Origin of the sequence: Zavarzinella formosa DSM 19928 (genome assembly GCF_000255705.1) — a bacterium.
Taxonomy (GTDB): Bacteria; Planctomycetota; Planctomycetia; order Gemmatales; family Gemmataceae; genus Zavarzinella; species Zavarzinella formosa.
Map to the genome: position 1 here is coordinate 265,106 of NZ_JH636442.1, position 19,912 is coordinate 285,017.

Consider the following 19,912-nt stretch of genomic DNA (forward strand, 5'->3'; position numbering starts at 1 on the left):
GGATTCGTCACTGTGAAGTCTCAAATTCATTGATTGGCTCATTTCATCACTTATCGCCATGTGTTCGCTTTTTAAGGGAGATTTGAACACGAATTTCACACAAACCTGACACGATTCGGTGGGGGAGGTGTCTGGCAATTAGCTTCTCGGCAAGTTGGAGGCTCCATCGGCTTGGGATTTGCCCTCCATGACCTCATGTGCCTTCCCCTATCATGCGGCTAACGTGAAAGAACAATCGTGAAGAATCTCCTTGTCTGCCATCAAAGCATCCGAGGTTGTCAGTAGTCGCACGCCGGGACATACGAGATGACCGGAACTTGCTTTTGCACTTCCACTTGGATGGTTTTGTACTTGGTCACGCAGACCTTATAGGGCCGGTTGCATTCGTCGTATTTGATGACTTCAACGACATACGAGACCACTTTCTCCACGCAGACCGTGATCGTCTTGTAGGTCACGACCTTCTTGTATTCGGTGGCCGAGGCCGAACCGGTGAAGAGGGCCAAAACCGTCGCCAGCATGATGAGCTTTTTCATGATCGTGTCTTCCGTTTCTTGTGTTTAAGAGATCGTGTTGTTGGTTTCGGAAGGCACAACGCGGACGGGCGGGGAATCTCTTTTGGAAATGCGGGAAAATCTTCGGCGGGATTTTTCGGCGTCTCCGGCGGGGATATTCCGGAGTTTTCTTTTCGCTATAACGGGGGACATGAAAGAACTGCCGCTTGTCTTGGTTACCGAAGACTCCGATGTGAAGCCGCTGGCGTGGCTGAAAGAGCGAGCCAGAGTCGTCGAAGCCGCCCCGGATTCGCCCGAATTTAACGCCGCGTTGCCGGAGGTGGCCGGGATGGTGGTGCGCACTTACACCAAAGTGAACGCCGCCTTGCTGGCCCGTTGCCCGAAACTGAAAGTCGTCGGCCGAGGGGGCGTGGGCATCGAGAACATTGATGTGAAGGCTTGCCGTGCTCGCGGCGTTGAAGTCGTTTACACGCCGGATGCCAACACGCTCGCAGTCGGCGATTTTGTCATCGGTTACGCTCTGCAATTGCTGCGCCCGTGGGCGTTTTTCAAGGATCGCGCCTACGAGCCGAAGGAGTTCAAGCAAGTTCGCAACACGCTTCGCGGCGTCCAGTTGAACGAACTGACCATCGGCATCCTCGGCATGGGCCGGGTGGGGCGGCGAGTCGGGAAGATCGCCGCGCACGGCTTTGACATGCGGGTGATTTACAACGACCTGCTCGACGTGCAGTCGCAATTGACGTTCCCCGCCACGCCGGTTGACAAGCCGACGCTTTTCCGCGAGGCTGACATTGTCACGCTGCACACGGACATGAAGCCCGGCAACGAACACATGATTAGCACGCCGCTGCTGTCGCTGATGAAGCCGACGGCCATCCTCATCAACGCCAGCCGGGGCGAGGTTTTGGATGATGCCGCCCTTGCGACCGCGATCCGCGAAAAGAAGATCGCCGGGGCCGCCATCGACGTGTTTGATCCGGAACCGCCCAAGGCCGACTATCCCCTGCTCGGTTTCGACAACGTTCTGCTCACCCCGCACATGGCCGCCCGCACATACTCCGCGATTGAGAACATGAGCTGGGTGGTCCGGGATGTGTTGGATGTCCTCAACGGGCAAACGCCGAAATATCCCGCGCCATGACGGTTGCACCTCGCCGCGCGAACCGGTTTCACACGGCGGCCTCTTTAATCTGTACAATCAAATTTCCACGAGTCGGACAGATGATCGCCGCCGGGCAGGTTGCCGGGGGAGGAAAGTCCGGGCTCCATAGAGCGCAGTGATGGATAACGTCCACCGCGAATTCCCTGTCGGCCCTCCGGTGTCGGCAGGATCGGTTCGCCGGGAAAGTGCAACAGAAAGCAGACCGCCTTTGGGTGGGGTTTAGGGTTTAGGGGTTAGGGTTTAGCAGACCAAATCAGGTGTTCGGTTTTCTAAACCCTAATCCCCAAACCCTAAACCCTGTTCAGGGGTAAGGGTGAAACGGTGGGGGGACGCAAGTCCCTTAATGTAAGAGCCCACCAGCGGCGGGGTGACTCGTCGGCTCGGCAAACCCCACTGGGAGCAAGGCTAAACAGGGGAGAGGGGCTGCTCGTCCCGTCATCATCTCCGGGTAAGCCGCTTGATCGTCCGGGCAACCGGACGGCTAGATAAATGATCGTCACCAACGGGAAACCGTTGGAACAAAACCCGGCTTACGTCCGGCTCGTGGAACACCGGATTTTTTGAGTCATCAGTCAGAAAAACACGCTTGCGGACGAAGTCCGGCGTGTCTGGCTCACGACTCACGGCTGATGGCTCACAGCCAAATGGCTGGCCATTTCTCGCATCCCGCCGTCCCGCCTCCTAGAATGGTCGGATGATGACTCTTGAATCGAAAAACGCCCCGCCAAAGGCCCGCCTGACGTTCTGGGGGGCTGCCCAGATGGTGACCGGGTCGATGCACTTGCTGGAAACCCATACCAGCAACATTCTGCTCGATTGCGGCCTCTTCCAAGGCAAGCGGGAGGATTCCCACCGACGGAACTCCCAATTTCCCTTCGCCCCGGAGCGTATCGATGCGGTGCTGCTCTCGCACGCCCACATCGACCATTGCGGCAATCTCCCCACCCTGATCCGGCACGGGTTCGACGGTTCGATCTATACCACGCCCGCCACGCGCGACCTGCTGGCGGTCATGTTGGTGGATTCGGCGAAAATTCAGGAAGAAGACGCCGCTCATTTGAACATCCAGCGGGGTTATGCCGAACCGCTGGTCGAACCACTGTACACCCGGCCAGATGTGGAACGGGTGTTGGCCCATTGCGTGGCCGTTCCTTACGACAAGTTCCGTGAGATCAGCCCCGGCGTGAAGTTCAAATTCATCGAAGCCGGACACGTCCTTGGTTCGGCGATGGTCCACGTCGTCACACAGGGAACCAACGGCGAACATTCACTGACGTTCACCGGCGACCTTGGCCGCCGCCACCTGCCGGTGTTGCGGCCCACCGCCGCCGTCCCCCCGGCCGAGGTGTTGATCTGCGAAAGTTTGTACGGCAATCGCGTCCACGAGCCAATTGAATCCACGCAGGTGAAGCTGTACGACGCCATCAATCGCACCATCAAACGGGGCGGCAAGGTGCTGATCCCGGCGTTCAGTCTGGGCCGCACCCAGTTGATCGTCCATTTCGTCCAAAAGGGCATCATTGAGGGGATCATCCCCAAGGTGCCGGTGTATTGCGACAGCCCATTGGCGGCCGACATTACCGGGGTGTACGAAAGCCACCCGGAATGCCTGAGCGAAGAAAGCCAGGAGATGCTGCGGGACGGTGTCGGCATCCTCGGCGGGGAATATGTGCGGTACATCCGTGATTTCGACGAGAGCATTCGCGTTAGCCATCGCCCCGACCCGATGATCGTCATCGCCTCCAGCGGCATGTGCGACGCCGGCCGGATTCTGCACCACCTGAAAACTCATGTGGACGACCCACGCTGCACGATCATCCTCGTGAGCTATCAGGCCCAAGGAACGACCGGCCGCCGCCTGTTGGAAAAGACGCCGACGGTCCGCTTCATGGGCAAGGAATGGAACAAGTGGATTGAAGTCGTCCACCTCGACGGCTTCTCGGCCCACGCGGACAAAGAAGACTTTCTGGCCTACCTGAAGCCGGTCGTCGGCAAGATCGGCAAAGTGAGGCTAATCCACGGCGAAAAAGAACCCGCCGAGCATATGCGAAACACCCTGCTGGACATGGGCTACGAAGACGTGGCCGTCCCGGTGCCGGGGGATGTGGTGGAACTCGGATAGTTTCGCGGTGACGATAGTTGGAATGACCAATGACCAATGACCAATGATCAAACCGAGTGTGTTCGCATTTCATCCCGGCCAGTGAACAAATCCTGATTGGTCATTGAAGAATTCCCCGAGAGATTGCCATGAAACGGCTCCTTCTCCTCTTCGCCGTCGTTCTCGGGGCGGCCCTTGTCCTTCAGGCGGGGTTGATTGCCTTCGCCATGTATGTGCTGATTGGCGTGTTGTTGCTCAGCCGGTTTTTGGCTCGCAAGTGGGTGAGTTCGCTGACCGTCATTCGCAAAGCGGATGTGGATGGTCCCGTGGAGGCGGGGGCGAATGTCACCGTCCGGCTGACCATCTTGAACGACGGGAACACCCCAATCACTTGGGTTCTCATCGAAGACCTTTTCCCGGAGCATTACCTTCGGCAGAAGCCGCCGCGAGTGAAGATCACCGGGAAGCGGATGAAACTTTGCTCGATTCGCGGCGGCCAGACGGCCACGCTGAAGTACGAGCTGGATTGCACGATGCGGGGCTATTATCAACTTGGCCCGACGCTCCTCGAAACCGGCGACCTGTTCGGCCTGCACCGCACCCATCGCATCGTGACGAAGCCGTTCTTTCTGATGGTCCTTCCCAAAGTGTTGCCGCTGCCGAAGTATGACTTTTCCTCCCAGCGGCCCATCGGCGAAGTCAACTCGGCCCATCGCCTCTTTGAAGACCCAACCCGCAACGCGGGCGTCCGGCCCTATCAAACCGGCGACCCGTTGCAGCGGGTTCACTGGCGGGCGACGGCCCGCACCGGCGAGTTGCAGTGTCGGATTTACGATCCCACGTCGCTGGCCGGGGCGACCATCCTTGTGGACTTTTTTCACAAAGGTTATCCCAGCCGGGGCGAACCGTCCCGGTCGGACTTGGTGATTACGACGGCCTGTTCCATCGCCTATGCGGTCACCATGCTGAACCAGCAAATCGGCTTCGCCAGCAACGGCCGGGACGCCGCCGATTTGTACCGATACTCGGTGGCCGTGCAACGCGGGTCGGAAGAAGTCGGCGGCGGCTATGAGAACCGTGAGGAAGCCCGGCGCGAAGGCGAGGCCGAGGAGGAAAACACCCGGTTGCAACCCGTTGTCGTGGGCACCCGCCGGGGGATCGAACAATTTCAACTCATCCGCGAGGCGCTGGCCCGGCTTGAGTTTACCGATGGCCTGTCTTTTGCCCGCATGGTGCTGGAAGTCACGCCTCGGTTGCCGCGAGACGCCACAGTGATCGCCATCCTGCCCGGCGTCCCCATCGACACTTCCGCGACGCTTGGCAATCTGAAGCGCCAGGGTTTCGCCATCTCGGTGATTCTCATCGGTTTGGATGAAGAAGAAATGCTTCAATCGCAAGGCCGGTTGCTGGCCGAGGGAATCCGCGATGTGCGGCATGTCAGCAACGAAGCGGAGTTGAGTTTACTCGGGGATCAAGCTCCCGCGTCGGGCGTTAATCCTTACAAATTATCAGTCACGCTGGCCTGATTGTCACTCCCCGGCGATGCCCGCTTCGGCGAACGCTTTTTGACGATCCAGACACGTTCCGCATTTTCCACAGGGATTTTCCCCGCCTTCGTAACAACTCCAGGTGAGATGAAACGGCACGCCCAACTCGGCGCCCCGTTTCACGATCTGCCCCTTGCTCCATGTGGCAAACGGGGCCAACACCCGCAGCGGTTCCCAATCACAAACAGCGGCGGCCCGGTCCATTGCGTCCGCGAAGGCCGGTTGGCAATCGGGGTAGGGGGTATATTCCCCGCCATGCGCCCCGAAGGCGACGCCGTCGAACTTCAAACTCGCCGCCCATGCCAGCCCGACTGACAGCAAAATCATGTTCCGGTTCGGCACGGTGGTGAGTTTCATTCCCTCTTCCGAATACGGCCCCTCCGGCACGGCCACGCCCGCATCTGAAAGACTGTTTCGGCCGAAGAATGTCACCAAGGCTGTGAGATCAACCACCCGCCGTTCGATGCCGAGCAACCCGGCGATGGCCTCCGCCGCCCGGCTTTCCCGTGCCTGGTGACGCTGCCCATAATCGGCGGAGAGGGCCTTGACCTCATGCCCCTCAGCCAACAGGTGATAGAGAAGCGTCGTGGAATCGAGCCCCCCGGAAAACGCCGCGACGATCTTCATGGCTCATTTTCCGTCCGGCGTCATCTTCAATGCCACCATTTTCTTGCCATCTCGCACGAACAACATTCCCCCGCTCAACGCGGGCAAAGCCCGCACCGGGGCATCCAGCACGCTCGCACGGGCCAGTTCCTTGTATGCCTTCGGCGACGGGTCAATCAACACCACATCGCCGTTCTCCGGGGTGGCGATCAACATGCCATCAGCGACAATCAGACCCGCGCAACCAAAACCTTCCTTGGTCCAGTTGATTGTTCCCTTCTCCCAGTCGGCGCACCGCAACCGGGCGCGGGCCTCCTGCCGGCCGTCGATGCCGTAAAGGAATCCGCCGATCAACACTGGAGTGCTGAAGTGGCTCGAAATCACCTCGTCGCTTTGCCAGACTTCCTTCAGCCCCGTCTTCGTTCCCTCCAACACAATCGCCCCGGTTCCGTAAGACGTGGTGAGGAACATCCGGTCCTTCGAGACAATCGGGCTGGCGGCATTCACCGAGGAATTGAGGCGGGGCCGCCACGGGTGCTGAAACTTGATTTTGCCATCCTCCGGCAAGACCGCCAGCAACCCGGCCCGCGTGAAGAAAACGGCCAGTTCATCCCCGGCGATTTTAGCCATTACGGGGGATGAATAACTCACGCCGTCGTCTCCCGCTTTCCAAAGCTCCTTGCCGGTGGCCGGGTCGAACGCGACGACGCCCGCCTTCTTCGCCCCCACGTTGATGAGCAGTTTTCCCCCGGCGATCATCGGCGAGGTGGCGACGCCGAAAAACCCTTTCGGCACTTGATAATCGTCGTTGATATTTCTCGCCCAAAGTGATTTTCCACTGGCGAAATCCCATGCGGAAAGCTGTCCGTTTGCCCCCAGGGTGATGACCCGGCTGTCGTCGATCAGCGGGGTGGAACGGGGGCCGTCGTCGAATTCAAAATCATCCCGGTATTTGCTCCGGTAAGTCTGCTTCCACAATTCTTTTCCGGTGGTCGCATCCAGACATTCAACGACCTCGTCGGCCTCGACACGATGGAACAGAATCAACTTCCCCTTTTGGACGGCCGACCCGGCCCACCCGGACCCGACCTCTCGCTTCCACACCACCGCCGGCCCCCCGGCCGGAAACGCCCGCAACAACCCCGTTTCCGGCGACCGGCTATCCCGCGTCGGCCCCAGATGCTGCGGCCAATCCGCCCCCAACAAGGCCGGGACGAGCATGATGATCGGGAAGAGTCGGGACATGATCGGAACCTCCGGTGGGCGGTGATCTTTATAAAGAAGGGATTCGGAAAGCAAGGGATGAAGGATGAGGGATGAAGGATGAAAGGAAACCCGATTGCTGATCGGCCAACGTCATTATGACAGATATTAGGTTTTAATTTCATCCTTCATCCCTTGCTTTCCGAATCCCTTCTTCCAAGGTTGGCCTTGCCCTCTTCCCCAACCTTGGCTATCAAGCCGCGACGAATGTTCTTCTCCTGTCCTGTTGAGGGTGAATCCCATGCGTTGGCTATCTCGTCGGGTGTTGCCGGTCCTCGGGGCGACGGCGTTGGTCGGTTCGGGCTATTTGCTTGGCGGAATGCGGGCCGAACCGCTGGCCGCCCAGCAAAAATCCCCGGTGGTCCAGGCGAGCGGCACGGCCGGGGCTCCCGCTCCGCTGAAGCCCGTCAAGAACGATCAACGAGTAATCGCGTACATCTACGGCAACACGCCGATCACCCGCGAAGACTTCGGCGATTATTTGATCCAGCAATTCGGGGCTGAGCGGGTTCGTCTTTATGTGAACCGCCGCATTATTGAAATGGCGGCCGCCAAAAAGAACGTGTCCGTCACCCCGCAGGAAATCGATGCGATCATTGCCCAAGACTGCGCCAAGATCGGCGTGAACAAGGCCGACTTTGCCAACAAAGTGTTGAAGCAAAAATACGGCAAGACGCTTCAAGAATGGCGGGAGGATGTTATCAAGCCGCGTCTGATTCTGTGGAGCATGTGCCGGGATCAGGTGAAAATCGAAGAAGAAGACATCAAAAAGATTTACGACAACATGTACGGAGAAAAGTCACAGGTGAAGATCATCATGTGGCCGTCTGACAGCAAGCAAACCGCCTTCAAACTCTATGACAGTATTCGCAAGAGTGATGCGGAGTTCGACAATCAGGCCCGCAACCAACTCCACAGCGACTTGGCGGCCCGTGGCGGTCTGGTGGACCCGATCGGCCGAAATTCCGGACCTGGCAGCGCGAAAATCGAAGAAATTGCCTTTGCGTTGACCGAAGGCCAGATCAGCGAAGTGATTGACACCCCGGCCGGGGCCATGGTCATCAAATGTGTGAAGAGAATCCCGGCCCGCAAAGATGTGGACTACGACGCCGTGAAGCCGATGCTCATCAAGGAATTGACCGACCGGCTCTTGGAGCAGGAAGTGCCGAAGGCGTTCGCCAAACTGAGCCAGGAAGCCAACCCGCTGTATCTGCTCAATCCGGCTGACATCAGCAGGGCAGAAGTTGAAGATCAGTCGAAGCGATTGTTGGGGACGGATACGCCGAAACAGGAAGAAACGCCGCGAAAGTGATCGCGTGTCCAATCCGTGTCACGGTCTTCGCTGACGCCAGTAATAAGGCCGTCGCCGATGATGGGCGACGGCCGCAATCCATATCCGACCGGGAAGATCGGCGTAAAGCACGCTGTAAGAAAATCGCGGCAGGATGCACCGCCGAACACGACCCAATTCAATTGGGTAGAGCCTCGGTTGCTGCCGGATTCGATCCACCGCTGTTCTTAACTCAAGATCGAAATCCGTTCCTGATCCAATTTGCTGCGCATCAAGGTGCGTTTGTGCATCAAGGGCTTCTTGCCGGGCCTCCGGGTGAAATTCAACAGGTTTCACGCTTGCCGCCTGTTTTCGGACAGTGCCCGGAAGACCTCTTCGGCCAGAATGCCTTGAACTTTCCCCGACTCCAGATCGGCGATCCGGTCTTCGGCCAGTCGATACCATTCTTCGTCCAGCGCGTTGTCATGGTCGGCTGATTGATAGAGCCAGTCGGCCAGTTCAAGTTGCTCGGCGGCGGTCAGTTGGCGAAGCGTTTCTTTCAATTCGTCGATGGTCGGCATGTCAGATCCTCCCGTGGTCCGTGTACTTTATCATGAACGCCGGATCACCGGAAGAAATCCCGGAGGCGTGGGGAAGCCCGCCGGTTTTGCCGCTTTTGCGGGGCTTGCCTCATTCGTCCGGCAAATCTTCCCCGGTGATGGTGTTTTTGGGTGACATTTCTATAATCACCAGAGACTCGTTTTGTTCGCCGTAATTCGCGGCGGGGCGGGTTTAACCTCTTTTTAGGTCTTTTTGGCCGCTTCCTCCCGTCGTCCGCGGGTGGCCGGCATGGAAATCTCCCGTTCAATGGCAAATCGCAAACTCATTCATGATCTCGACGTATCTGATTACGACGTGATGCTGGAGGAAGAATTCTCCGGCGCAATGGACACGTGGATTCAGCAAGCCAACACCGTCTACGAACCGAACAAAATCGTCGAGGGCAAGGTCCGCGAGATTCGCGGCGAAGATGTCGTCATCGACGTCGGTTACAAGTCCGAAGGGCTGATTCGTCTCGACGAGTGGAAAGAAGACGGGGAAATGGCCCCGAACTATCCCAAAGTCGGCGACACTGTCCAAGTGCTCCTCGAAAGCGTTGAAGACGAAAACGGCGTCATCTCCCTGAGCTATCGCAAGGCGAAACGGCAGAAGGAATGGGAAGCCATCCTCGCCAAGCACAAGGAAGGCGACCGCGTCAAGGGCCTCGTCACCCGCAAGATCAAGGGGGGCCTGTTGGTCAATATCGGCGTCAACGTCTTCCTGCCCGCAAGTCAGGTCGACATCCGGCGTCCCCCGGATATTGGCGACTACATCAACAAAGACATCGAGTGCATGATCCTCAAGATCGACGAAGTTCGCCGGAACATCGTCGTCAGCCGTCGCAAGCTGCTTGAAGAAGATCGCGCCCGCCTCAAGCGCGACCTGCTCTCGACCATCGAGCCGGGCCAGGTCCGCAAGGGCGTGGTCAAGAACATCGCCGAGTTCGGCGCGTTCGTGGACCTCGGCGGCATCGATGGCCTGCTCCACATCACGGACATGGCTTGGTATCGCGTGCAAGACCCGCGCGACATGGTGAAGATCGACCAGGAATTGGAAGTCTTCATCCTGCAAGTGGACAAGGAAAAGGAAAAGATCGCCCTCTCCTTGAAGCACAAGACCCCCAGCCCGTGGGACAACATCGAAGCTCGCTACCCGACCGGCAGCAAGCACACCGGCGAAGTCGTGAACATCATGACTTACGGGGCGTTCGTGAAGCTCGAACCGGGCATCGAAGGCTTGGTTCACATCTCCGAAATGTCTTGGGTGCGCCGGATCAACGACCCGAAGGAACTCGTCAAGGTTGGCGACACCATCGAAGTCATGGTCCTGAACATCAACAAGGACAAGCAGGAAATCTCGCTGGGCATGAAGCAATGCCAGGCGAACCCGTGGGACAAGGTGGCCGAGAAGTACACGCCGAACACCGTGGTGTCCGGGGTCGTGCGGAATCTCACCAACTACGGGGCGTTCATCGAAATCGAGGACGGCATCGACGGCCTCCTGCACGTTTCGGACATGAGCTGGACCCGCAAGGTCACGCACCCGAACGAAGTCGTGCAAAAGGGCCAGAAGGTCACCTGCGTTGTCTTGAACGTCGATCAGGAAAAGAAGCGAGTCGCCCTCGGCCTCAAGCAAATGGCGACCGACCCGTGGGACACCGACATCCCGAGCCAGTACAAGCCGGGTCAGGTGGTCAAGGGCAAGGTGACGAAACTGACGAACTTCGGCGTGTTCGTGGAACTGCAACCGGGCCTCGAAGGCTTGCTGCACATCTCCGAACTGACCGAGGACAAAGTGGAATCCCCGGAAGATTTCGTGAAGGTCGGCGACGATCTGGAAGTGAAAGTGTTGCGGGTCGATTCCAAAGATCGCAAGATCGGACTCTCTCGCAAAAATCTGAACGACCCGACCGTGCCGGACGACGTGGAAATCCCCGATGTCGATGCTCCCGCCCCCAGCGAAAGCGCCAAGGCGGCCGCGAAAGAACAACGGGAAGCCCGCGAAAAGGAAAACAAGGAACTGCGTGGCGGGACCGGCCAGGCCGGCCCGTTGTTCAGCCTTCCGGGTTCCGACAAACAGTGATGTTGGAGAAGTTTCTCGTTTCTAGTTTCTGGTGGTGATTCAAAACCCGTCCGGCGACCCGTGGCATTCGTGACACGAGCCACCGGGCGGGTTTTTGATTAACGCCGGAAACGAAAAATTTAGTCGTTTTCGCCCTTTTGAGGCCGGTTTTCGGCCACGATAGAAAATTCAATTGCAAATCGGCGGGCAGATGTTCGATGATGAACCGCAGCCGTGAAGTTCCGATTGTGACGGGTGTGAGCGTTTTGATCCCGATGCCAGCGGGATCGCCTCGCAACTGACCTTTTCACAACCGATATGATCTAGCAGAGCGGATAAACGGGTCGATACGATGGAGCATTCGATGGCCGGTAAAATTGGATCAGCCCCGCCGGACAAATTGGGAATGGATTCCCTCGTCCCAGGCGAGTCAACCGGGGTCTGACTGGCAAACGCACCCCTCTACCGTGGATCCGACATCATGAATCGACCGCGTCGATTACGGAACGACTTGGTTCAATCACCTTTGGAGACGTACCTCCGTGAGATCAACGAAACATCGTTGCTGACCGCCGATCAGGAAAAAAGCCTCGCCCGCGAAATCGAGACCGGCAGCACGGAAGCCCGGGACTTGATGGTGCGGGCGAACCTTCGCCTCGTGGTGAACATCGCCCGCGGATACACCGGCAAGGGCCTCGCCCTGCAAGACCTCATTGAAGAAGGCAATCTCGGCCTTCTGCGGGCGGTCGAAGGGTTCGACCCCAACATGAACACACGGTTCAGCACCTATGCCAGCTATTGGATCAAGCAATCCATTAAGCGGGCGTTGGTGAACACGGCCAAGACCATCCGTATTCCCGCCTACATGGTGGAACTTCTCGCCAAGTGGCGCCGGGCCAACAACCAGTTGACGGACGAACTCGGCCGGCCGCCGACCAACGAAGAAATCGCCAAACTGCTCGGTCTTCCCAAAAAGAAGCTGAACATCATCAAGAAGGCGATCCGGGTTTACAACTCGACCCCGCAAACCGACCAAAGCGAGGCCGGTTGGTCCATCGAAGAAATGTTGATGGACGGCCGGGCCAAGACCCCGGACACGGAAATGGTCGAGAACGACGACCTTCGCCAAGTGCTGGTTCTCTTGGAAAAGATGGACCCCCGCGAAGCCTCCGTCCTCCGGATGCGATTCGGCCTGAACGATGAGGAACCGAAGACCCTCAAGGAAATCGGCGAAACCCTCGGCCTCACCCGCGAGCGGGTCCGCCAGATTGAAAGCGAAGCGCTGGCGAAACTCAGTGACAATCTGTCCGGTGGCGAATAAGTCACAATTCAAAGCAAACAAAGAGCAACCACAAAGGCGCGAAGGTCACACAAAGTTTCTCAAAGAAGCCTGAAGACAAAATTCTTCCCGGCCTTCTTTGTGAAACTTTGTGTGACCTTCGTGTCTTTGTGTTGATGCTTTTTCTTCACAACGAGGTGAATGTCCAACTGAGCGGTTTCCCCTCCGAGTAGGGCATCACCCCGTGGAAGGGTCGTCCGGCGGGATCGAACATCATTCCCAGGAAATGCCGGTCGCCTTCCCAGAGATTCAGTTCCAACACACGGGACACATCCGTCCACACCAAATCCCCCTCGGGATTGTCGGCGAACGGTGTTCCGGTGAAACGGGTGATGCGGAACAGAAACCCAAACCAATCCTGCCCGTTCTTGCCGAACCCCGGCCAGCTAATGGTGCCGCGAAGTTCGAGCGATTCACATTCGATCCCCGCCTCTTCGCGGATCTCCCGTTTCATGCCGCTGACGACGTCCTCACCCTGTTCGAGTTTGCCCCCGAGACCGTTGAATTTGCCGTGATGGAAATCATCCGGCCGTTTGTTGCGGTGGACCAGCAGCACTTGCGTGCCGTCCGGTGAGAAGACATAGCCGAGGGTGGCGAGAACGGGTGTGTAAGGCATCGGAAACCTGGCCGGCGATCAAATGGACGGATCTTTGAGATTGGCGAGGATCGCCCTGATCTTTCTCACATCCTCGGGTTCGATTCCCTCACGGCGGGGCAGTCGGCGTTCAAGCGATTCGAGCAACTCTTCCCACATCTCGCGGGAGGGATTTCGCCACGCCTCCCAATCGGCCCGTCGTTCCCGACGGCAGGAGAATTCCCATTTTCCGGCGAAATGGGCCGCCCGAACAAAACGCTTCGCCCCGGTGTTCGGGTCCGTGTCGGTCCACTTGATTTCCATGAGGTTAGATTATCCCCTGAACGTGCGAATGCCACAAGTGGATTGGCCTCAAGGCATCAAATTCCCCGGCGAACCCGCCAACAACCGGTCGCGGTCCTGTCAAACTAAACTCCATCAATGGCTTGACCGCACGACGATTGCGAATCCGATCTTCAAATTTGCCAATCCGCGAACATGTTTGAGTGCAAGCGTGTCCGACGTGGGAGATTGATCGACAAAAACACCCAAAAGCACGAAGTTTCCGGGAACGCTTGTCACCCATCAACTCGGCGATTACAATCTCTTTCAACGGTGGATGTAGCTCAGTTGGTTAGAGCACCAGATTGTGGATCTGGACGTCGCGGGTTCAAATCCCGTCATTCACCCTCTGATTCTGTAAACAATTGCGTCAAAAAATTGGTCTGCCCGGTGACGACAGAGATAAATCGTCTGCCGGGCGAGAGTGACGAGTTTTACCACCCGGCAAATCATCTCAAGACTTCAACACTTCAAACGCCAGTCCGGCGAACTGTTTTACGAAATCCGAAACCGGTATCATGAATATCCCGTCCTTCATCGGGTAGCCGTTTTCCAATCCAAATTTTCCTTTCGGAGTGAAGGCCCCGCCGTGCGGATTCCAAACGCGGATCGCGTCCGTCTTCTCATCATAGCCCAGCACGGCATAGGCATGGTTGGGCGTCAGTCCCGGTGTGGTGGGTTTCGTTGTGCCGCAGGTCATCAGTCGTTTCTCGGATTGAGCGGCCGCCAGCAGTTTCCGAAGTTCCTTCAATTTGGCCTCATGCTCTTCCGTCGTCGTCTTCTCTTCTTTGGCGAACTTGCAGGAGAAACGGATGATCTCATGGCCGGTAATGAATGAGAGCATCGTCCCGGCCGAGCCCCCGCGGGTGAGCGTGTCCAAGGTCGAGCCGTCGCGTTTTTCCGCAGGCTTGGATTGGTTCAACGCTTCGCCGACTGCTTTTTCGTACAAGTTCACCCACAATCCGGCCGACTCGTTGGATGAGGTCAGAATCAACTCGGCATCCGTCGGCGGCGCAATCGTGACCTTGTGAGCGCCGAAGGTGACGCAATACGAACCGTCTTTTTGCGGGACGAACAGATCAACGACCTGTTTCGGATTGCGATTTACCATCGCCCCAAGCGGGGCCAGGCAGAAGCAATTGCCAAGCTTCCCCTGATGGACGGTGTCAAGTTTCGGCAGACCATCCGGGAAAATGTCTCGTTTGCCGATCTTTTCAAGCCGGGCGAGATTCCCGGAATACATCGCGCCCAAATCAGGCTGACCGGCGGCCGGGCTATTGAACATCTTCGCCAGGTTTTCTTTCGTCAGAGCGGGAGCCGTGAACTTCTTGCCGCGCTGGACTTGTCGCAAGGTCGCAATCGCGGCGGCCGTCTTGCCGGTGTTTTTGCCATCGGCGATGGCCGAATCTACTTCTGTTTTGGACAGTTCGCCATCGGCGTTGGTGTCCCACGCTTTGAAGTGGTCAGTGATTTGTGCGTGAAATTCAGCGATCGCCTTGGCATGGGTCGGCGAGTCGGCTGCTTGAGCCTGCACGCCGACAAAGAAGATGGCGGCCAGCGTCACGCCGACGAACATGCGAAAACACGTCATGAATTTGGTTTCCCAAAAAAGATGGCACGAGAGAGGCGACGGTATTTTACGCGGCCCTCGGCAAGAGCAACGCCAGCGAGGATGAAAAGGATTAAATTCCGGCAAGCCAGCAAAGTCTGATGATTTGATATTTGGCAAAGCGAATTCTCACGCACTTGCTCATGGCCCCGATTCAGCAAATTGAGGTCTGACCAAAGAGAGCAGAGCAAGCACTTTTCAGACTAGGTTTGCGCAGCCGGAAAACTTGTGACAAGGGCGGGGCCTTCGTCGAAATGCTCGCGGATTCCGGCTCGACATGCAATCGAGATTCATGGCATACCTTCATCTCAGATGGGGGTTAGAATTGTCCCAGAAAAATGACGAAGCCGCCGAATTTCTTCATGACTTCCTTCGGGATGGCCCCAAACATTCGACGGAATGCGTTTCCCTCGGCAACTCCGCGATCAAAACCTCATATCGAATTGACTGGTGGCGGGACATCCTCAATCACCTTGGAGGATCGGCCTTCAAAAAGGGGAATGAATGGCACTGGCGGTTGCGGCCGGACAATGTTGAAGCCAACACCGCCGACATTGGGGAAAGGAAGGAAGACAGTCAGGTCACACACTTGTCGTTTGCCGATCACCCATCATTAGACGCCATCAAAGGATGATACTCCCGAAGACGTGCCAACCCCTGTGTGTGGCATCCGTCTTCCTTCCTTGCTTCTTTGATGACTCGACAGCGAATGGCGTGGCGCGACTCGATATGACCGTGATACAATCTCCAAACTTTGGCCGGTCGGGATGACGGAAGTTTCCTGTTCCTGATGCCCGTCGGCCAACAATTGCGAACCGAGGTTTTTTCGATGGCCACTATCTCGACAAACAAGAACGGTTTCCGACGCATCCTGTTTGTGAACGCCAACGGGGAACGGAAGTCGATTTATCTAGGCAAAGTGCCCGCCAAAACCGCCAACGAAATTCGGGCGAAGGTAGAAAGCCTTGCGTCGTCAAATTCGTCGCAGTCGGCCATTGAGAAGCCGACCGCCATATGGGTGGCGAGCATCGGCGACGAACTGGCCGATAAATAGGCCGCCGTGGGATTGATCCCCGAGCGGGTGAAAAGGGAAGTGACGACATTGGCCGGGTTGATTGAACACGTCGTCGGTCTTCAGGCCGACGCAAAGCCGCGAACGCTCAACACCCTGAAACAAGCCGGTGCGAAACTGGTCGATCATTTTGGAGGAACGAAACCCTTCGACCGCATCACCGAAGGGGAAGCGGATGGATTCGTTGCCGCGATGCGAAAGAAGTATTCGCCCGCCTACGTCTCCCGGCTCATCAAGTATGGGAAACAATTCTTCCACGCAGCCCGCCTCGCCGAGCTGGTGGCCTCAAACCCATTTTCCGATGTGAAGGCCGGTTCAATGGCGAACCCTGAACGGCAGTATTATCTGACCCGTGAAGACACGCAAAAGATTCTCGACGTCTGCCCCAATGCCGAATGGCGGTTAATCGTCGCCTTGGCACGCTTCGGGGGGCTTCGTTGCCCGTCGGAACTGGCCGCGTTGACGTGGGATGACGTGGATTGGGAGAGGAACAGGTTTTTAGTGAAGTCTCCGAAAACTGCTCATCATGCCGACGGGGGCCGACGTTGGGTTCCGTTGTTCCCGGAACTCCGGCCGTACTTGGAAGAGATCTTCGAGAAGGCCGAACCGGGAACCATCTATGTCGCCCGGCGAAACGTGGCTCATGACACCAACCTGCGAACCATGTTCGAGAGGATCGTCCACCGGGCCGGGCTGATCCCGTGGCCGAAACCATTCCAGAACATGCGCGCCAGCCGGGAAACGGAACTTGTCCAGACCTTCCCCCTGCACGTCGTCACAGCTTGGATTGGCAACTCTGCCCGTGTCGCCGCGAAGCATTATTTGCAAGTGACGGACGCGGATTATCTTCGGACCATCACCGACGACGCGCGGACGACGCGCCAAACGACGCAGTTAGGAGATGCTTTGAACCGGCCTGAAAAGTCTGAAATACCGCAAACAGTTACGCCACGGTAGTTTAGTCTTCCCGTGGCGTCGAGTGTCATATGCAGTCAATCTGAAAACTACGCCCGACAGGAGTCGAACCTGTAACCTGCGGTTCCGAAGACCGCTGCTCTATCCAGTTGAGCTACGGGCGCGTGGATGAAAGTTTACGGACAGTCGGTCAGAAGGCCATCACAAGGAAACAAAAATACCGGCGGGGGTTGCCCCCCGCCGGTCGCGAGTACCGGCCCTCCGGATTCCGTGTTATCGTTCGAGTTCGGCCAGGCCGCCATTGTCCCGCTTGTAGAGCGGCAGGTGGCGGTAGTAAACTTCCAAGGTCAGCAGGGCCAGGCAGGTGGTGCCGAGTCGGCCGCAGGAGGAGCCGATGAAGCCGCCGTCCTTTTCCCAACTTCCCTTCAGTGTTTCGTCAGCTGACTTGTTTTGCAGGTTGATCAGCAAATCGCGAATTTTCGGGTTCCAGAATTTGTGCCAGTCCGGACCGTCGTAGAAATGCATCACTTGCGTGGCATAGTAGTAGAAGTACATGTCGAAGAAGTTCATCGCCGGCGGGAACTGCTTGATGAATTCCACCCCGCGAGCAAAAGCCGGGTGCTTCGGCGTCCAGCCGATATAATACCGGCTCAAGAGGCCAACCGGCGTCAGGGATTGCGAAGCGCCCTTCTCCCGGTAGCCGTACTTGGCACCCGAATCACTCGACACATCGTTCAGGAATTTTTCGGTCAGGCCGTAAACCTTTTCCTTGTCGAACTTGATCTCGGCCAGTTTGGCCGAGTGCAGCGCCTGAATCTGCCAGCCGACGATTGAGGTGTCGCCTTCCGTGCCGGAGGAGTAACCCCAACTGCCATTCTTCGCTTGGGCGTGAACCAGAAAGCCAATCGCATCCGTGGCTTTCCTCTTAACCAGCGGATCGCGGGTCATCCCGGTGGCTTCACAGAGAGTCACGCAACCGATGGCGTGTTCGTACATGTTGGCGGACATCATGCCGCCGGAACCGACCCGGCTCATCAGCCATTGCAGGCCCCCATCAACGGTCTTCTTGTATTTGCCGTTCGACTTGTGGGTCTCCCCGGCGGCGAGGAACGGCAACAAAGCCATCCCGGTCGCGGCCACTTTGTTGGCCTTTGAGCCGCCGTCGTATTCCCAAGAGCCGTCCTTCAGTTGCTTGCGGGCCAGCCAGCTCAGCCCTCGGGCCACGGCCGCTTCGGACTCGCTGTTGCCGCCACCGGCCTTGAGGAGTTTGTCCTTGGTCGCGCCGGAATTTCGGCCTTTCATGCCATCCACAGACATGCTCGCATTGCCGCCGTCTTTACCCATTTGAGCCCCAACGTCGCTCGCCGGGCCATCCACGCCGGTCGGCCCGGCATTGTCGGTGATTCCGGCATTGGCGGTTTGGGGGGCGATGTCTTCTTTCTGGTTTTCCAGTCCGACCGGTTCGTCGGATTTCGGCGCCTCGACGTTGGCAACGTCTTCTTTGTCCACATTGGTGGCGGCGGCGAGATCGGCGTCGAAACCGATGTCCTCGTTCGTGAGGTTTTCTTTTTCTTCCTTTGGCTCTTCCACTTGGGCAGCCACGATATTGTCGTCCATCTTGGCGGCGACGTTCTCGGGGGAAGACAGGAACAAAATCCCGACCCCGATGACCACCACATGAATGGCCCCGGAGATCACCCACGCCGGGACGTGCCGACTGAGCACCCGGGTTTGCAAATCATCTTCGGCCACTTCGACACGACGGATCACCGGAACGCCCTTTGGCTTTCCGGCACTGTCTGTCGCCGGGGTTTCCGGCTTTTCAGGTTTCGTGGACACCGTTAGACCTCCCGAACTGGAAATTCCAACATATGAATAACAAATTAGACTCTTGAACCGGGCGAACGTTCCCGAAAATCAGGAAGACTCGTCCGAAAAACTCGTCGATTCTTCCAAACGGCGGCGTTTTTCTTCCTCGACATACCGCCCCCCCCGCTTCAACCACCATCCCAAGCCGGCAATGCACAGCACCAGAGTCAACATGCACAAGACAATTGTCAGGAGCATGTTGTCCGAATAAAGCGGTTCGGTGTTGGCCGCCGATCCCTTGTTTTCAAAAGTCCGGCCGAGGAATAACGGAGCCCGGCGCCATTGTTTCTTGCCAGCTTCGCCGGGCTTGTCCTGACGGCTTTCGTAGCGGAACAACTTGAAGAAATAGCCGTCAAACGACACATTCAAATTTTGGTTTTCCCCCGGTTCAACCCCTTCGGGAAGTTCGGAGACCACCAGACAAAGCGGGTCGTTGTGACCGGCCGGGTAAATCCAAACCTCATAAAGCTTGTCAATTTTGTCAAGCTCGCGCAGTCCGTCCGTGGGCTTCATCGGAAGGATGAGGGACAGTTTTCCCTCAAAATGCATCAATTCCCGAAGATATTCCGCGCGAAGACCATCTTTAAACAGGGTTGGGTATGGCACATTCCGGGCTGAGTGTCTCGCCATCACCTCGGGTTTTAGTTTGCTGGCAAAAGCCAGAACGTAATCGTAAGCCTTGAGTTCATTGGCGGCGGCCATCTCCTTTTTCGGGTCGATGATCTTCTTGCCGCGATACTCAAATGGGGCGTCATCCTCAATGAACTCGAAGTTTTCATATTTCGGGTCCAACTGAACCGATTCCGCTTCCGGACGTGGCTGAGCCACTTTAGTCACATCGGTCGGCGGGAGAGTTTGACCTGGTTCTTGGGCGATTAGTGTGAGAGAACCCGCCAAAAACGAAGCTACGGAAACGAACCGGATAATTGTTCCCGTGAACCGGCGGCAGATTTGTCCGGTGTTGCTCATGGGATTCTCTCTGTGGGTTGAGACGCCGAAACTGGTCAGATAGTTCCCGGAGTTGGCTGAAATATTACCACCCTGAGATCATTCTAACAGGCGACCGA

18 protein-coding genes, 2 tRNA genes and 1 other RNA gene are annotated in these 19,912 nt (G+C 57.3%); 11 read left to right on the forward strand and 10 right to left on the reverse strand.

Annotated elements, in window-relative coordinates; all coding sequences use genetic code 11:
• Positions 1-278: 278 nt before the first annotated feature.
• Positions 279-536, reverse strand: a complete 258-nt coding sequence (locus tag BGIM_RS0122305) for a hypothetical protein (RefSeq protein WP_020471950.1) — start codon at positions 534-536, stop codon at positions 279-281.
• 169 nt (positions 537-705) lie between these two features.
• On the opposite strand from BGIM_RS0122305, the gene BGIM_RS51805 reads away from it, so the two are divergent.
• From BGIM_RS51805 to BGIM_RS0122320, 4 genes are all read left to right on the forward strand, one after another.
• Entirely contained in the window at positions 706-1,656 is a 951-nt protein-coding gene (locus BGIM_RS51805; protein ID WP_063607910.1) for an NAD(P)-dependent oxidoreductase, read from the forward strand.
• Between the two features lie 68 nt (positions 1,657-1,724).
• An RNA gene (gene rnpB, locus BGIM_RS58225) (RNase P RNA component class A) lies at positions 1,725-2,225 on the forward strand.
• Between the two features lie 146 nt (positions 2,226-2,371).
• The gene (locus tag BGIM_RS0122315; RefSeq protein WP_020471952.1) at positions 2,372-3,799 is read left to right on the forward strand and encodes an MBL fold metallo-hydrolase; all 1,428 of its coding nucleotides are present in this window, start codon (positions 2,372-2,374) and stop codon (positions 3,797-3,799) included.
• Positions 3,800-3,927: 128 nt separating this feature from the next.
• Positions 3,928-5,304 carry a DUF58 domain-containing protein gene (locus tag BGIM_RS0122320; RefSeq protein WP_020471953.1) on the forward strand — a complete coding sequence of 459 codons (1,377 nt, stop codon included), beginning with the start codon at positions 3,928-3,930 and terminating at the stop codon, positions 5,302-5,304.
• Positions 5,305-5,307: 3 nt separating this feature from the next.
• Here the strand turns inward: BGIM_RS0122320 and queC are convergent, their stop codons facing one another.
• Both queC and BGIM_RS0122330 read right to left on the reverse strand, forming a co-directional pair.
• Positions 5,308-5,952: a 7-cyano-7-deazaguanine synthase QueC gene (queC, locus tag BGIM_RS0122325; RefSeq protein ID WP_020471954.1), complete on the reverse strand. Its 645-nt coding sequence runs from the start codon at positions 5,950-5,952 to the stop codon at positions 5,308-5,310.
• Between the two features lie 3 nt (positions 5,953-5,955).
• A complete protein-coding gene (locus BGIM_RS0122330) occupies positions 5,956-7,176 on the reverse strand; it encodes a PQQ-binding-like beta-propeller repeat protein (RefSeq protein WP_020471955.1) in 1,221 nt (406 codons plus the stop codon).
• 259 nt (positions 7,177-7,435) lie between these two features.
• On the opposite strand from BGIM_RS0122330, the gene BGIM_RS0122335 reads away from it, so the two are divergent.
• Positions 7,436-8,506, forward strand: a complete 1,071-nt coding sequence (locus BGIM_RS0122335) for a peptidylprolyl isomerase (protein WP_020471956.1) — start codon at positions 7,436-7,438, stop codon at positions 8,504-8,506.
• 311 nt (positions 8,507-8,817) lie between these two features.
• Here BGIM_RS0122335 and BGIM_RS0122340 read toward each other — a convergent pair whose 3' ends face one another.
• The gene (locus BGIM_RS0122340) at positions 8,818-9,045 is read right to left on the reverse strand and encodes an addiction module protein (RefSeq protein WP_020471958.1); all 228 of its coding nucleotides are present in this window, start codon (positions 9,043-9,045) and stop codon (positions 8,818-8,820) included.
• A gap of 286 nt (positions 9,046-9,331) precedes the next feature.
• On the opposite strand from BGIM_RS0122340, the gene BGIM_RS0122345 reads away from it, so the two are divergent.
• Both BGIM_RS0122345 and BGIM_RS0122355 read left to right on the forward strand, forming a co-directional pair.
• On the forward strand, positions 9,332-11,146 hold the full coding sequence (locus tag BGIM_RS0122345) for a 30S ribosomal protein S1 (RefSeq protein WP_020471959.1): 1,815 nt from the start codon (positions 9,332-9,334) through the stop codon (positions 11,144-11,146).
• Between the two features lie 460 nt (positions 11,147-11,606).
• On the forward strand, positions 11,607-12,446 hold the full coding sequence (locus tag BGIM_RS0122355) for a sigma-70 family RNA polymerase sigma factor (protein WP_029630285.1): 840 nt from the start codon (positions 11,607-11,609) through the stop codon (positions 12,444-12,446).
• Between the two features lie 145 nt (positions 12,447-12,591).
• Here BGIM_RS0122355 and BGIM_RS0122365 read toward each other — a convergent pair whose 3' ends face one another.
• Together BGIM_RS0122365 and BGIM_RS0122370 are read right to left on the reverse strand one after the other, a co-directional pair.
• The gene (locus tag BGIM_RS0122365) at positions 12,592-13,080 is read right to left on the reverse strand and encodes an NUDIX hydrolase (protein ID WP_020471963.1); all 489 of its coding nucleotides are present in this window, start codon (positions 13,078-13,080) and stop codon (positions 12,592-12,594) included.
• An 18-nt stretch (positions 13,081-13,098) separates the two neighbouring features.
• Positions 13,099-13,362: a hypothetical protein gene (locus BGIM_RS0122370; protein WP_020471964.1), complete on the reverse strand. Its 264-nt coding sequence runs from the start codon at positions 13,360-13,362 to the stop codon at positions 13,099-13,101.
• Positions 13,363-13,653: 291 nt separating this feature from the next.
• Between BGIM_RS0122370 and BGIM_RS0122380 the strand changes: the two genes are divergently transcribed.
• Positions 13,654-13,727, forward strand: a tRNA-His gene (locus BGIM_RS0122380).
• A gap of 107 nt (positions 13,728-13,834) precedes the next feature.
• Here the strand turns inward: BGIM_RS0122380 and BGIM_RS51810 are convergent.
• Entirely contained in the window at positions 13,835-14,971 is a 1,137-nt protein-coding gene (locus BGIM_RS51810; RefSeq protein ID WP_020471966.1) for a C2 family cysteine protease, read from the reverse strand.
• A 343-nt stretch (positions 14,972-15,314) separates the two neighbouring features.
• Here BGIM_RS51810 and BGIM_RS0122390 point away from each other — a divergent pair, with 343 nt between their 5' ends.
• From BGIM_RS0122390 to BGIM_RS58020, 3 genes are all read left to right on the forward strand, one after another.
• Positions 15,315-15,623 carry a hypothetical protein gene (locus tag BGIM_RS0122390; protein WP_029630286.1) on the forward strand — a complete coding sequence of 103 codons (309 nt, stop codon included), beginning with the start codon at positions 15,315-15,317 and terminating at the stop codon, positions 15,621-15,623.
• A gap of 195 nt (positions 15,624-15,818) precedes the next feature.
• Positions 15,819-16,043, forward strand: a complete 225-nt coding sequence (locus tag BGIM_RS0122395; RefSeq protein ID WP_157369343.1) for a hypothetical protein — start codon at positions 15,819-15,821, stop codon at positions 16,041-16,043.
• A gap of 6 nt (positions 16,044-16,049) precedes the next feature.
• Complete coding sequence (locus BGIM_RS58020) at positions 16,050-17,018, forward strand: tyrosine-type recombinase/integrase (RefSeq protein WP_020471969.1); 969 nt, start codon at positions 16,050-16,052, stop codon at positions 17,016-17,018.
• A 48-nt stretch (positions 17,019-17,066) separates the two neighbouring features.
• On the opposite strand, the gene BGIM_RS0122405 is transcribed toward BGIM_RS58020, so the two are convergent.
• The 3 genes from BGIM_RS0122405 to BGIM_RS0122415 form a co-directional block, all read right to left on the reverse strand.
• A tRNA-Arg gene (locus tag BGIM_RS0122405) sits at positions 17,067-17,140 on the reverse strand.
• A gap of 109 nt (positions 17,141-17,249) precedes the next feature.
• Positions 17,250-18,815, reverse strand: a complete 1,566-nt coding sequence (locus tag BGIM_RS51820; RefSeq protein WP_020471970.1) for a prenyltransferase/squalene oxidase repeat-containing protein — start codon at positions 18,813-18,815, stop codon at positions 17,250-17,252.
• A 78-nt stretch (positions 18,816-18,893) separates the two neighbouring features.
• Positions 18,894-19,673 (reverse strand): hypothetical protein, encoded by a 780-nt coding sequence (locus BGIM_RS0122415; protein WP_157369344.1) that lies wholly within the window; start codon positions 19,671-19,673, stop codon positions 18,894-18,896.
• Positions 19,674-19,912 lie beyond the last annotated feature (239 nt).

Bases quoted from the DNA above. Each gene is read 5' to 3' on its own strand.
- BGIM_RS51805 (WP_063607910.1), top strand. From the start codon at position 706: ATGAAAGAACTGCCGCTTGTCTTGGTTACCGAAGACTCCGATGTGAAG.
- queC (WP_020471954.1), bottom strand. From the start codon at position 5,952: ATGAAGATCGTCGCGGCGTTTTCCGGGGGGCTCGATTCCACGACGCTT.
- BGIM_RS0122335 (WP_020471956.1), top strand. From the start codon at position 7,436: ATGCGTTGGCTATCTCGTCGGGTGTTGCCGGTCCTCGGGGCGACGGCG.
- BGIM_RS0122330 (WP_020471955.1), bottom strand. From the start codon at position 7,176: ATGTCCCGACTCTTCCCGATCATCATGCTCGTCCCGGCCTTGTTGGGG.
- BGIM_RS0122355 (WP_029630285.1), top strand. From the start codon at position 11,607: ATGAATCGACCGCGTCGATTACGGAACGACTTGGTTCAATCACCTTTG.
- BGIM_RS51810 (WP_020471966.1), bottom strand. From the start codon at position 14,971: ATGACGTGTTTTCGCATGTTCGTCGGCGTGACGCTGGCCGCCATCTTC.
- BGIM_RS0122340 (WP_020471958.1), bottom strand. From the start codon at position 9,045: ATGCCGACCATCGACGAATTGAAAGAAACGCTTCGCCAACTGACCGCC.
- BGIM_RS0122320 (WP_020471953.1), top strand. From the start codon at position 3,928: ATGAAACGGCTCCTTCTCCTCTTCGCCGTCGTTCTCGGGGCGGCCCTT.
- BGIM_RS0122305 (WP_020471950.1), bottom strand. From the start codon at position 536: ATGAAAAAGCTCATCATGCTGGCGACGGTTTTGGCCCTCTTCACCGGT.
- BGIM_RS0122370 (WP_020471964.1), bottom strand. From the start codon at position 13,362: ATGGAAATCAAGTGGACCGACACGGACCCGAACACCGGGGCGAAGCGT.
- BGIM_RS0122315 (WP_020471952.1), top strand. From the start codon at position 2,372: ATGATGACTCTTGAATCGAAAAACGCCCCGCCAAAGGCCCGCCTGACG.
- BGIM_RS0122395 (WP_157369343.1), top strand. From the start codon at position 15,819: ATGGCCACTATCTCGACAAACAAGAACGGTTTCCGACGCATCCTGTTT.
- BGIM_RS0122345 (WP_020471959.1), top strand. From the start codon at position 9,332: ATGGCAAATCGCAAACTCATTCATGATCTCGACGTATCTGATTACGAC.
- BGIM_RS0122365 (WP_020471963.1), bottom strand. From the start codon at position 13,080: ATGCCTTACACACCCGTTCTCGCCACCCTCGGCTATGTCTTCTCACCG.